We start from the raw sequence: 13,433 nt of genomic DNA, 5'->3' as shown, positions 1-13,433 counted from the left end.
GAGGGCTTACTGATGGCGAACGAAGAGCAGCTTGTCGAGTACCTCCGGCGCGTGACGGCCGACCTGCACGAGACGCGGCGGAAGCTGCGTACCGCCACGGAGCGGGAGCCGATCGCCATTGTCGGCATCGGCTGCCGCTTCCCCGGCGGCGTGCGCTCGGCCGACGACCTGTGGGAGCTGGTGTCGTCCGGCGGCGACGGCATCACCGACTTCCCCACCAACCGGGGCTGGGACCTGGACGACCTGTTCGACCCGGACAGCGGCTCCGGCACCAGCTACGTACGGCGGGGCGGCTTCATCCCGGACGCCACCGACTTCGACGCGGGCTTCTTCGGCATCAGCCCGCGCGAGGCGCTCGCCATGGACCCGCAGCAGCGGCTGATGCTGGAGACGTCGTGGGAGGCGTTCGAGCACGCCGGGATCGACCCGCACTCGCTGCGGGGCAGCCGGACCGGCGTGTTCGTCGGCGCGAACAGCGTCGAGTACCTGAACGCCATGCAGCGCGACGTGGACGCGCTGATCGGCTACACGATGACCGGGGTCGCGGGCAGCGTCGTGTCCGGCCGGGTGTCGTACGTGCTGGGGCTGGAGGGCCCGGCCGTCACCGTGGACACGGCCTGCTCGTCGTCGCTGGTGGCGATGCACGTGGCCGCGCACGCGCTGCGCAGCGGCGACTGCGACCTCGCGCTGGCCGGCGGCACCTGCGTCATCTCCACGCCCGGCACGTTCATCGAGTTCTCCAGCCAGAAGGGGCTCGCCTCGGACGGCCGGGTGAAGGCGTTCGCCTCGGCGGCGGACGGCACCGCGTTCGGCGAGGGCGTCGGCGTACTCGTGCTCGAGAAGCTGTCGGACGCGCGCCGCAACGGGCACCGCGTCCTGGCGGTGGTACGCGGCTCGGCCGTCAACCAGGACGGCGCGTCGAACGGCCTCACCGCGCCGAACGGGCCGTCGCAGCAGCGGGTCATCCGGGCCGCGCTGGCGAACGCCGGGCTCACCACGGCCGACGTGGACGCGGTGGAGGCGCACGGCACCGGCACCACGCTGGGCGACCCGATCGAGGCCCAGTCGCTCATCGCCACCTACGGCCAGGAGCGTGACCGGCCGCTCTGGCTCGGCTCGGTGAAAACGAACTTCGGGCACACCCAGGCCGCCGCCGGCGTCGCGGGCGTGATCAAGATGGTCATGGCGCTGCGGCACGAGGAGCTGCCCCGCACCCTGCACGTCGACAAGCCGTCGCACCACGTGGACTGGGCCGAGGGCGCCGTCCAGCTGCTCAGCGAGCCGGTGCGGTGGCCACGGGGCGAGAACCCGCGGCGCGCGGGCGTCTCGTCGTTCGGCATCTCGGGCACCAACGCCCACGTGCTGATCGAGGAGCCACCGGCCGCCGAGGCCCCGCAGAGCGCCCCGCCGGCCGAGGGCCCCGCCACGTGGGTGCTGTCGGCCCGGACGGAGGCGGCGCTGCGCGAGCAGGCGCTCCGGCTGCGCGACCGCCTGACCGACGACCTCGGCACGCACGACGTCGCGTACGCGCTCGCCAGCACCCGCGCCCGCCTCCCGCACCGCGCCGTCCTCGTCGGGGACCGGGACGAGCTCTCCGCCGCGCTCGACGCGCTCGCCGACGGCGGCGCGGCCCGCAACCTCGTCACCGGGCTCGCCGACGCCGGCGAGCGCACCGCGTTCCTCTTCCCCGGCCAGGGCTCGCAGTGGCTGGGCATGGCCGCCGAGCTGCTGGACACCGCACCCGTCTTCGCCGCCCGGATGGCGGAGTGCGCCACCGCCGTCGACCGGCACACCGACTGGTCGCTGCTCGACGTGCTGCGCGGCGTCCCGGGCGCCGCCTCCCTGGACCGGGTGGACGTCGTCCAGCCGGCGCTGTTCGCCATGATGGTCTCGCTGGCGGCGCTGTGGCGCTCCCACGGGATCGAGCCCGCCGCCGTCGTCGGGCACTCCCAGGGCGAGATCGCCGCCGCCTGCGTGGCCGGCGCGCTCACCCTGGACGACGCCGCCCTGGTGGTGACCCTGCGCAGCCAGCTGATCGCCGTGGACCTCGCCGGGCGGGGCGGCATGGTGTCCGTGTCGGAGCCGGTCGCGAAGGTCGCCCGGCGCCTGCGGCCCGGGCTGTCGGTCGCCGCCGTGAACGGGCCGTCCACCGTGGTCGTCTCCGGCGCGCCCGAGGCGCTCGACGAGCTGCTCGCCGAGTGCGAGCGCGACGAGGTCCGCGCGCGGCGCATCGACGTCGACTACGCCTCGCACTCCGCGCACGTCGAGTCGATGCGCGACGAGCTGCTCCGGGTCCTCGCCCCCGTGCGGCCCCGCACCGGCGACGTGCCGCTCTACTCGACCGTCACCGGTGAGCTGCTCGACACCGCCGAGCTGGTCGCCGAGTACTGGTACCGCAACCTGCGGCAGACCGTCGAGTTCGAGCAGACCGTACGCGGCGTCATCGCCGACGGCATCGACTCCTTCGTCGAGGTCAGCTCGCACCCGGTGCTCGTACCCGCCGTGCAGGACCTGCTCGACGAGGCGGGCGGCGGCTCGGTCGTCGGCACGCTGCGCCGCGACGAGGGCGGCCTGCGCCGGTTCCTGCTGTCGCTGGGGCAGGCGCACACCCGGGGCGTGCAGCCGGACTGGGCCACGCTGGTCACCACCCCGGCCCGACCGGTCGCCCTGCCCACGTACGCCTTCCAACGCCGGACCTACTGGCCCAGCGGGGCGGGCGGCCCGGTCGACGCCACCGGCCTCGGCCTCGGCTCCACCGGCCACCCGCTGCTCGGCGCGACCGTGTCGCTGGCCGGCGCGGACGGGGTGCTGCTCACCGGCCGGCTGTCGACCTCGGCGCACCCGTGGCTCGCCGACCACCGGGTGGCGGGCCGGATCTTCCTGCCCGGCACGGCCTTCGTCGAGCTGGCGGTCCGCGCCGGCGACGAGGTGGGCGCCACCGAGGTCGAGGAGCTGACGCTCGAAGCGCCCCTGGTGGTGCCGGAGCGGGGCGCGGTGCAGGTCCAGCTCCGCGTCGGCGAGCCCGGCCCGGACGGCGCCCGGCGGCTGACCGTCCACTCGCGGCCCGACGGTGACGGCCCGTGGACCCGGCACGCCACCGGCACCCTGGGCACCGGGACCTCCGGCGCCGACGACCGCGCGGCGGCCCCGGCGGGCGTCTGGCCGCCCGAGGGCGCCGAGGCGCTGGACACCGCCGAGCTGTACGACCGGTTCGCGGCGCTCGACGTGACGTACGGCCCCGCCTTCGGCGGCCTGGGGTCGGTGTGGCGGCGGGGCGACGAGCTGTTCGCCGAGGTCACCGCCCCCGAGGCGGCGAAGGTGACGGGCTTCGGCCTGCACCCGGCGGTGCTCGACGCGGCGCTGCACCCGCTCGGCCTGGGCGTGTTCACCTCCGACGACGACGGCGAGGGCGGGCCCTGGCTGCCGTTCGCCTGGCACGGGGTGACCCTGCACGCCACCGGTGCCGCCCGGCTCCGGGTCACCATCCGGTCGGCGGGCCCGAACGCCGTCGCGGTGACCGTCGCCGACCACGCCGGTGCGCCGGTCGCCACGATCGACGCGCTGGCCGTCCGCCGCCTGCCCGCGAACGCGCTCGCCGACCTGACCAACCCGCGCCACCAGGCGATGCACGTGCTCGACTGGGTGCCCGTCCCGGTGGGCGACGGCGCGGCCACGGTCGCGGTCGTGGGCGGCGAGCTGCCCGGCGCCACCGCGTACGACAGCCTCGCCGCGATCGGCGAGGTCCCCGACTTCGTGGTCCTCCCGGTCACCGCCGACGGCGACGACCTGGTCGGGGCCACCTACCGGGCGGTGGAGCACGCCCTCGCCGCCGTCCAGGAGTGGCTCGCCGACGACCGGTTCGCCGCCGCCCGCCTGGTCGTGCTGACCGAGGGGGCCACCGACGCGACCCGGCCGGCGCTCGCCGCCGTGTGGGGCCTGCTGCGCTCGGCCGCGTCCGAGAACCCCGGCCGGATCGTGCTCGTCGACGTGGCGGGCGGGCAGTGGGCGCCGAACCTCGTGCCGGCGCTGCGCTCGGGCGAGTCGCAGCTCGCCCTGCGCGGCACCGAGGTCCTCGTACCCCGCCTCGCGAAGGCGTCCGGGCAGCCGGGCACGCCACCGGAGATCACCGGCACGGTCCTCGTCACGGGGGCGTCGGGCACGCTCGGCCGCCTCGTCGCCCGGCACCTCGTCGCGCGGCACGGCGTGCGCCGGCTCGTGCTCGCCGGCCGTCGCGGCATGACCGAGGACCTGCGGACGCTGCACGACGAGCTGACCGCCCAGGGTGTGCACGTGACGGTCGCCGCCTGCGACGCCGCCGACCGCGCGGCGCTGGCCGCGCTCGTCGCGGAGCACCCGCCCACGGCGGTCGTGCACACGGCCGGCGTCCTGGACGACGGGATGATCCCGTCGCTCACGCCGGAGCGGATCGCCACCGCGCTGCGCCCCAAGGTCGACGCGCTCGTGAACCTGCACGAGCTGGCCGGCGACGTGAGCGCCTTCATCGTCTTCTCCTCCGCCGCGGGCGTCCTCGGCGGCCCCGGTCAGGGCAACTACGCGGCGGCCAACGCGTTCGTCGACGCGTTCGCCGCGTACCGGCGCGCCCAGGGCCTGCCCGCGGTGTCGCTGGCGTGGGGCATGTGGGCGCAACGCACCGGCCTCACCGGCGCGCTCGACGACGCCGACCTCGCCCGGATGCGGCGCTCCGGCGTGCGGCCCCTCTCCACCGAGGACGGGCTCGCGCTCCTCGACGAGGCGCTCGGCGCGCCCGAGGCCGCCCTCGTGCCGATCCACCTGGACCTCGCCGCCCTGCGGGAGCAGGCGACCGGCGGCGTGCTGCCCCCGGTGCTGCGCGGCCTGGTCCGCACCCCGGCGCGACGCCAGGTCTCCGCCGACGCCGCGGCGGCCTCCGACCTGGTCGCGGCCCTCGCCGGTCGCGGCCCGGCCGAGCGCCGCAAGGAGCTGGTCGACATCGTCCGTACGCAGGTCGCGGTCGTGCTCGGGCACGGCGGCGCCGAGGCGGTGGGCGCGACGAAGGCGTTCAAGGAGCTGGGCTTCGACTCGCTCACCGCCGTCGAGTTCCGCAACCGCCTCAACGCGGTCGTCGGCCTGCGGCTGCCCGTCACGCTGGTCTTCGACTACCCGAACCCCACCACGCTGGCCGAGCACCTGGACGCGGAACTCTTCGCCGGAGGGTCGGCCGCAGCCGTGGTCGTGGCCGCCACCGACGGCACCGACGACCCCATCGCGATCGTCGGCATGGGCTGCCGGTTCCCCGGCGGCGCCACCTCCCCGGAGAAGCTGTGGGACCTGGTCGCGGGGGGCGTCGACGCGGTGGCCGGCTTCCCGACCGACCGTGGCTGGGACATCGACAACCTCGTCGACCCGGACCCGGACAAGCCCGGCCGCACCTACTGCGGGGAGGGCGCCTTCCTGTACGACGCGGCCTGGTTCGACGCCGAGTTCTTCGGCATCTCCCGCCGCGAGGCCCTGGCCATGGACCCGCAGCAGCGGCTGTTCCTGGAGACCTCGTGGGAGGCCGTCGAGCGCGCCGGCATCGATCCCACCACCCTGCGCGGCAGCCGCACCGGGGTGTTCGCCGGCCTGATGTACCACGACTACACCGCGCACCTCCAGCACCTGCCTCCCGAGCTCGACGGCTTCATCGGCACCGGCGTCGCCGGCGGCGTGGTCTCCGGCCGGGTGTCGTACGCGCTGGGGCTGGAGGGGCCGGCGGTCACCGTCGACACGGCGTGCTCGTCGTCGCTGGTCACCCTGCACCTGGCCGCCCAGTCGCTGCGCCGGGGCGAGTGCACGCTCGCCCTGGCCGGTGGCGTGACCGTGCTCGCGACGCCCAACGCGTTCATCGACTTCAGCCGCCAGCGGGCCCTCGCGCCGGACGGCCGGTGCAAGTCCTTCGCCGCCGGCGCCGACGGCACCGGCTGGGGTGAGGGCGTCGGGGTGCTGGTGCTCGAACGGCTCTCCGACGCGCGCCGCAACGGCCACCCGGTGCTCGCCGTCGTACGCAGCACCGCCGTCAACCAGGACGGCGCGAGCAACGGCATGACCGCGCCGAACGGGCCGTCCCAGCAGCGCCTGGTCAACCAGGCGCTCGCCGACGCGGGGCTGCGACCGGCCGACGTGGACGCCGTCGAGGCGCACGGCACCGGCACCACCCTCGGCGACCCGATCGAGGCCCGGTCGCTCATCGCGACGTACGGCCGCGACCGGGGCGAGCACCCGCTCTGGGTCGGCTCGATCAAGTCGAACATCGGGCACACCCAGGCCGCCGCCGGCGTCGCCGGGGTGATCAAGATGGTGGAGGCGATCCGGCACGGCCTGCTGCCGCAGACGCTGCACGTCGACGCGCCGTCGCCGCACGTGGACTGGGCGGACGGGGCGGTCCAACTGCTGACCGGGGCGGTGCCCTGGCCGGAGACGGGACGGCCGCGCCGCGCCGGCGTCTCCTCGTTCGGCATCTCCGGCACCAACGCGCACGCGATCATCGAACAGGCGCCCGAGCCCGTGGTGGTGGACTCGACGGCCGAGGTGCCGGTGGTGCCCCTGGTGGTGTCCGGCCGGGACCAGGCCGCGCTGCGGGACCTGGCGGCCCGGCTCGCCGCCCACCTCACCGACGCGGCGTCCACCGTGGACGCCGGCTTCTCGCTCGCCACCACCCGTACCGCCCTGCGGCACCGGGCGGCCGTGCTCGGCCGGGACCTGGCCGAGTTGCGCGCCGGACTCGCCGCGCTGGCCCGTGGCGAGAACGCCCCCGGGGTGGTCGGCGGGGTCGCCGACACCGCCGGGGCGACCGCCGTGCTCTTCACCGGGCAGGGGGCGCAGCGGGTGGGCATGGCGGGGGAGCTGATGGGCTTCCCGGTGTTCGCGCGGGCGTTCGGCGAGGTGTGTGCGGAGCTGGACGGGCATCTTGAGCGGCCGTTGCGGGAGGTGTTGGGTTCCGAGGAGGTGCATCAGACGGGGTGGGCGCAGCCGGCGTTGTTCGCGGTGGAGGTGGCGCTGTTCCGGTTGTTCGAGTCGTGGGGGGTGCGGCCGGACTTCGTGGCGGGGCACTCGATCGGTGAGCTGGCGGCGGCGCACGTGGCGGGGGTCCTCACCCTGCCGGACGCCGCCCGGCTGGTGGCCGCCCGCGGCCGGCTGATGCAGGCGCTGCCGACCGGCGGCGCGATGGTGGCCGTACGCGCCGCCGAGGACGAGGTCGTCCCGCTGCTCTCCGACGCCGTGGCGGTCGCCGCCGTCAACGGCCCCACCTCGGTCGTGCTCTCCGGCGAGGAGGCCGCCACCCTGGCGGTCGCCGAAAAGTTGGCCGCCAGCGGTCGCAAGACCAAGCGGCTCACCGTGTCGCACGCGTTCCACTCGCCGCTGATGGAACCCATGCTCGACGAGTTCCGCGCGGTGGCCGGGTCCGTCACCCACCACCCGCCGACGATCCCGGTGCTCTCCACGGTCACCGGTGAGCCCGCCGAGCTGACCCCCGAGTACTGGGTGCGTCAGGTACGGGCGACGGTCCGGTTCGCCGCGGCCGTCGAGGCGCTGGCGGCACGCGGCGTACGCACCTTCCTCGAACTGGGCCCGGACGCGGTGCTCACCGCGCTCGGCCGGGAGTGCGTGGCCGACGGCGAGTTCGTGCCCGCGCAGCGCGCCGACCGGGACGGGCCGCTGGTGGTGACCGAGGCGCTCGCCCGCCTGCACAACCGCGGCGTGCCCGTCGACTGGCCGGCCTTCTTCGCCGGCGCGCGCCCGGTCGCCCTGCCCACGTACGCCTTCCAGCGCACCCGCCTGTGGCCGGACCCGCCCGCCGCCGCCGCGCCCGGCGACGACTTCTGGGCCGCGGTCGAGCGCGACGACCTGGGCACGCTGCTGGGCCTGGACGACACCGCGACCCTGAAGGACGTGGCGGTGGCGCTGTCGTCGTGGCGGCGCGGGCCCGCGCCCGGCTACCAGCTGCGGTGGTCCCCGGTCACGGAGCTGCCGGTGCCCGCCCTGCGGGGCGTGTGGCTGGTGCCGGCGGACGCCGACCGGATCGCCGAGGCGATGGCCCGGCACGGCGCCGACGTGCGCGTGTACCGCGACGGCACGGTGGACGAACTGCTCGACCTGGTGCCCGAACACGTGGCCGCGGGGGTGCTGACGACGTCCGCCGTGCCCACCCCCGCCGGGCTGCTGCGGGCCCTCGACGAGTCCCGCGTCGAGGCTCCCGTGTGGTGCCTGACCCGGGGCGCGGCCGCGGTCACCCCCACCGAGCGGATCACCGACCTGGACGGGGCGGCGGCGTACGGCTTCGGCCGGTCCACCGCCCTCGCCACGCCCCGGGCCTGGGGCGGGGTGGTCGACCTGCCGGAGACGCTCGACGACCGGACGCTGACCGCCCTGTGCCGGGTGCTCACCCGGGGTGCCGGCGAGGACCAGGTGGCGCTGCGCTCGGCGGGCGTCTTCGCCCGCCGGCTCGTCGCGGCCCCCGCGCCGACCGGTGAGCCGTGGCGGCCGGCGGGCCCGGTCGCGCTGCACGGCGGGCCGCTGGCGGACCGGATCGCCGCCCTGCTGGAGGCGGCGGGCGCGACGGTCACCACGGGGGCCGCCGACACGGTGGTCGTCACCAGCGACGCCGACGACCCGGTCGCGACCGCCCTCGCCGCCCGCGCCGAGCGGCTTGTGCTCGTACACAGGGCCGACGAGATGTTCGGTGTCGCCGGCGCCGCCGAGACGGCGGCCGTGTTCGACGCGATCGCCCAGCAGCGCGACGGGGCGGTGTCGATCGCGGTCGGTCCGGACGTCACCGTCGAGCAGTTCGGCGCGGCGGTGGGCACGGGCGCGGCCGGCCGGGTCGCCGCCGCCGTGGACTGGCCCTCGTTCGTGCCCGACTACACCCGGTACCGGCCGAGCCCGCTGCTGCGGGACCTGCCGGACGCGATGCGCCACGTCACCGAGGCCGCCGAGGACACGCTCGACGCCGACAGCCCCGACGCGTTGCGCCGGCTGCTCGACGGCGCCGACGAGGCCGAGACCCGCGTGGTGCTGTCCCACGTGGTGCGGGCCCAGACCGCGTACACGCTCGGTCTGCCGTCGGCCGCCGCGGTCGACGAGAACCAGGAGTTCCTCGACATCGGTTTCTCCTCCCTCACCGCCGTGGAACTGCGGCGCCGGCTCGAGGCCCTCACCGGGCTGGAGCTGACCGCCGCGCTCGTCTACGACCACCCGACGCCTGCCGAGGTGGTCGAGGAACTGCTCGCCCAGCGGGCCCTCGTCGCGTAGCAGGCCCCCCACGACGAGGAGCGGACCTTCGTCACCCCCCTCACGGAAGGAAGCCATCATGAGCAAGTCCGCTCGGATGAGCACGCTGATCAAGCCGCCCAAGGTGGCGTGGAACCCGACGGAACGCCGGCTGCTGCGCGCGGCGGGCATCGCCGACCTGCGCGACGTGGCCCGCCGGGCGGTGCCCCGGATGGTGTTCGACTACTGCGACGGGGCGGCGGACAGCGAGCGCAGCCTCAGTCGCGCCCGGGAGACGTTCGCCAACATCGAGTTCCAGCCGTCGGTGCTGCGCGACGTGTCCCACCTGGACACCAGCCGGACGGTGCTCGGCAAGCGGCAGGAGCTGCCGTTCGCCCTGGCGCCGGTCGGCTTCAACCGGGTGATGCACGCCGAGGGCGAGCCGGCCGTCGCGTCGGTGGCGCAGCAGTTCGGCATCCCGTACTCGGTCTCCACCCTCGCGACCACGTCGCTGGCGGACGTCGCCGCCGCCGCGCCCGAGGGCCGGCACTGGTTCCAGCTGTACTTCGCCGAGGACCGGGCGATGGTCAAGGAACTGATCGCGCTCGCCGAGGAGGCGAAGTTCGACACCATCCTGCTGACGCTGGACACGCCGATCTCCGTGCCGCGCCGCCGCGACATCCGCAACGGCCTGACCATCCCGCCGTCGATGAGCGTCGGCACCATCGCCGAGGCGTTCCTGCATCCGGGCTGGTGGATGCGGCAGTGGCGGGCCGGCACCCCGTCCCCGCAGGTGCTCAAGGCCACCGGCGGGTCCGCGTCCGACATGATCAAGCGGGTGTTCAACCCGCGGCTGTCCATCGACGACGTCGAGTGGCTGCGCGGCGCCTGGTCGGGCAAGCTCGTCGCCAAGGGCGTGCAGAGCGTCGCCGACGCCAAACGGGTCGCGGACGTCGGGGTCGACGGGGTGTGGCTGTCCACGCACGGCGGACGCAAGCTCGACCGGGCCCCGGTGCCCGTCGAGCTGCTGCCGGACGTCGTGGACGAGGTGGGCGACCGGGTCGAGGTGCTCGTCGACACCGGCATCACCTCGGGCGCCGACATCGTGGCGGCGATCGCCCTGGGCGCCACCGCCGCCGTGGTCGGCCGGGCCTACCAGTACGGACTGATGGCCGGCGGCCGGCGCGGCGTCGTACGGGCCATGGAGATCCTGAGCCGGGAGATCGAGGTCACCATGAAGCTGCTCGGGGTCTCCTCGGTGGGCGAGCTGAACCGTTCGCACGTCAGGTTCCGCTGATTCCCGCCGCTTTCTCGATCCCCGGTCGGATCGATCGGGCTGTCGCATTTCGGGGCGTACGTGGAGGTTATTTGTGGCACGCATGAGCGGGAACGGTCACTGCCGTTCGTTCAACGGGGACGGGAGGATGGACATCATGGTCCGCGACGACGTCACGGGCGAACTGCTGGTCTTCCCGCACAGCGGCAGCTTCCGGGGTAGCGAGACCTTCGGCGAGCCGGAGCTGATCAGCACCGGCTTCCATCCGAACCGGAACCACGGGCTGGTCCGTCCCATCGACGTCAACGGCAACGGCCACGCCGACGTCATCGGCGTGAGCATGACGCACATGAACGAGACCCACGGGATCTTCCTCTATCCGAACAGGGGTGGACTGAACGGTCTCGACACCCTCGGCGAGCCGATCCGCATCTCCGGCGCCCGCGACGACAAGAAGTGGGAGACCCTCGGCATCGCGGACCTGGACCTGGACGGCTGTGACGACATGTTCGGCCGCGAGCAGGACGCGGGCCACGTCGACGCGTTCTTCAACCAGCGGCAGGTCACGCAGAACGAGACGTACGACCGCACCGCGCACCGCATGGTGACCGTCGACGTCGGCGACTTCCCGCTCGCGATGGCCGACTTCACCGGCACCGGCCGGGCCGACCTGCTGGTCCGGCGGGCGAACGGCGACCTCGACCTGTACGAGTTCGCGCACAACACCTCCGGCGAGGGCCCGTGGTGGCGCGGCGAGGGCCGGTGGTTCACGCTCGCCCACGGCTGGCAGGAGTACGAGATCATCACGGTGACCGACATCGACCTCGACGGCCGCCCGGACGTGCTGGGTCTGCGCCCCGACGGCACGCTCGTCGTCCACCTGCACCACGGCACGTTCGACCCGGACCGGCCGTTCGCGACGCTGTCCGCACCGGAGGTCGTCGCGACCGGCTGGCAGAAGTACTCGGTGGTGAGCTGACGTGGGCCGGCTCGCGCCGCCACGCACGCCCGGGGACCCCGACACAGTGGACGCACGACGAGAGGAGCAGTGGTGAGCGTGAATGAGGCCGGCGACCAGGCCGGGTGGCGGCTGGTGGTGGAATCGAAGCGCTGCATCAGCTCGGGTTTCTGCGTGGGCAGCGCGCCGGAGCACTTCGCGATGGACCCCGTCTCCCGGCCGCTGGCCGACGTGGTGGCGCCGTCCGACCAGGTGATCGAGGCCGCCGAGTTCTGCCCCGTGGAGGCCATCTCGGTGATCGACGCGCAGGACGGGACGCTGATCGCCCCGAAGCGATGACGGCTCGGCCCGCCGGGTGCGACCACGCCCGGCGGGCCGACGCCCCGCACAGACCGCCGTGGGCGGCCTTTCTTCGTTTCCGGCTGCGGCCGGGCCCGGGCAGTCCACCAGGCGGCCCGGGCCCGACACGACGCGGTCCGCCGGCCACCCGCCGAGATCGGCGAGGTGACCGGCGGACCGCGTCCTCCGTAGCGCTCAGACCGTGACCGGGAGGGAGATCAGTGCCGGCACCAACGGCGTACGCCTGACCTTCAGCGACTCCCGGGGCGCGGCGAGCTTGATGTTCGGGAAACGCATGAACAGCTCCCGGAGGGCGATGATCGTCTCCATCCGGGCCAGCTCCGAACCCGAGCAGAAGTGCGGGCCGCCGCCGAACGCCACGTGCCCCTTGTCCTCGCGGTCGATGTCGAGCACCTGCGGCTCGGGGAACCGCTTCGGGTCGTTGCCCGCCGCGGTCAGGTGCAGCAGCACCGTCTCGCCCTTGGCGATCTTCGTGCCGTCGATCTCCAGGTCCTCCGTGGCGAAGCGGCGGAAGCCGTGGTGCACGGAGCCGTTGCGGCGCAGCAGCTCCTCGACGGCCACGTCGAACAGGTCCGGGTCCTTGCGGAGCCGCTCCAGCGTCTCCGGGCTGTCGAGCAGCGCCAGCGCGCCCCGGCCGATCATGCCCGCGGTGGTGTCGTACCCGCCCAGCATCGTCAGCAGGGCCAGGGCCATCACCTGGTAGACGTTGAGTTCGGGCTCGCCGTCGGCGTTCTTGGCGTGGATCCAGTACGAGAAGAGGTCCTCGCCGGGCTCCTTCGTCTTCTCCTCGCGGACCATGTTCATGAAGTGCGACATCTTCGTGCGGACCATCGCGTTGGTCTCGTTGTCGCCGCTGAACACCAGGTCTGCCCAGTGCTTCAGGTCCTTGCGGTACTCCTCGCGGATGCCGAGCACGTCGCAGACGATCGTGATCGGCAGGATGGCCGCGTAGTCCTCGACCAGGTCGCCGCCGCCGGCCGCCTCGATCGCGTCCAGCCGGGCCTTGACCAGCTGGTGCACCCGGGGGCGGAAGGTCTCCAGGTTGCGGGGCAGGAAGGTGAAGTTGATCATCTTCTTGAGCCGCGTGTGCTCCGGCGGGTCGAGGGTGACGATCGTCCCGGTCGCCTCGCCTTCCGGGAAGCGCTTGCTGGTGAAGTCCCCGTTGCTGTACTCGCGGGGCCGCGCGAGGCGCCTGTCGCGCAGTGCGGAGTAGACCTCGGCGTGACCGGTCACCAGCCACACGGGGCCGTGGTCGGGCAGGCAGGTGCGGTGCACGGCACCCTTTTCGTGCAGTGACGCGTAGACCTCGTACGCCGCGTACGGGCTAGCGAAGTAGTCGTCGTCCATCACCATCTGATGCCCGTGCGCCGGGCACTTGTTCGCCATGTCGTCCTCGCTGTGGTCTGAGCAGGAATCGCCGTCGGCCTCCGGTGCGCCAGGCGTCACGGACCGCGCGCTCCTGATGTTGCCCGCAGACGGTCCACCCTCGGGTAATCGTGGAGGCGATCGTGGCTGGTGCGGAGTGGGTCGGTGGGTTAGTGGGTGAGTGCGGGGATTTGGATTTTGGCGTCGTGTTCGAGGATGCGTTGTTGGAGTTCTTGGAGGCTGCGGCCG

5 protein-coding genes are annotated in these 13,433 nt (G+C 74.2%); 4 read left to right on the top strand and 1 reads right to left on the bottom strand.

The genetic code is table 11. The annotated features are described in order from the left end of the window. The first annotated feature begins 12 nt into the window (after window positions 1-12). The 4 genes from ACPXCB_RS28530 to ACPXCB_RS28515 all read left to right on the top strand — a co-directional run bounded on the left by ACPXCB_RS28530 (window position 13) and on the right by ACPXCB_RS28515 (window position 11,798). The gene (locus ACPXCB_RS28530; protein WP_425878951.1) at window positions 13-9,267 is read left to right on the top strand and encodes a type I polyketide synthase; all 9,255 of its coding nucleotides are present in this window, start codon (window positions 13-15) and stop codon (window positions 9,265-9,267) included. Between the two features lie 58 nt (window positions 9,268-9,325). Next, window positions 9,326-10,522, top strand: a complete 1,197-nt coding sequence (locus ACPXCB_RS28525) for an alpha-hydroxy acid oxidase (protein WP_425878949.1) — start codon at window positions 9,326-9,328, stop codon at window positions 10,520-10,522. An 82-nt stretch (window positions 10,523-10,604) separates the two neighbouring features. Beyond that, entirely contained in the window at window positions 10,605-11,480 is an 876-nt protein-coding gene (locus tag ACPXCB_RS28520) for an FG-GAP repeat domain-containing protein (protein ID WP_425878947.1), read from the top strand. A gap of 72 nt (window positions 11,481-11,552) precedes the next feature. Further along, a complete protein-coding gene (locus ACPXCB_RS28515) occupies window positions 11,553-11,798 on the top strand; it encodes a ferredoxin (protein WP_425878945.1) in 246 nt (81 codons plus the stop codon). 195 nt (window positions 11,799-11,993) lie between these two features. Here ACPXCB_RS28515 and ACPXCB_RS28510 read toward each other — a convergent pair whose 3' ends face one another. Next, on the bottom strand, window positions 11,994-13,205 hold the full coding sequence (locus ACPXCB_RS28510; RefSeq protein WP_425878943.1) for a cytochrome P450: 1,212 nt from the start codon (window positions 13,203-13,205) through the stop codon (window positions 11,994-11,996). Window positions 13,206-13,433: the final 228 nt, after the last annotated feature.

It is taken from the genome of Micromonospora sp. DT62, from assembly GCF_049847285.1.
GTDB classification, from domain to species: Bacteria; Actinomycetota; Actinomycetes; order Mycobacteriales; family Micromonosporaceae; genus Micromonospora; species Micromonospora reichwaldensis.
This window is presented reverse-complemented; position numbering and strand designations above follow the sequence as displayed.

Excerpts from the sequence above, each read along its gene's own strand:
- ACPXCB_RS28520 (WP_425878947.1), top strand. The coding sequence starts at position 10,605 with ATGAGCGGGAACGGTCACTGCCGTTCGTTCAACGGGGACGGGAGGATG.
- ACPXCB_RS28530 (WP_425878951.1), top strand. The coding sequence starts at position 13 with ATGGCGAACGAAGAGCAGCTTGTCGAGTACCTCCGGCGCGTGACGGCC.
- ACPXCB_RS28510 (WP_425878943.1), bottom strand. The coding sequence starts at position 13,205 with ATGGCGAACAAGTGCCCGGCGCACGGGCATCAGATGGTGATGGACGAC.
- ACPXCB_RS28525 (WP_425878949.1), top strand. The coding sequence starts at position 9,326 with ATGAGCAAGTCCGCTCGGATGAGCACGCTGATCAAGCCGCCCAAGGTG.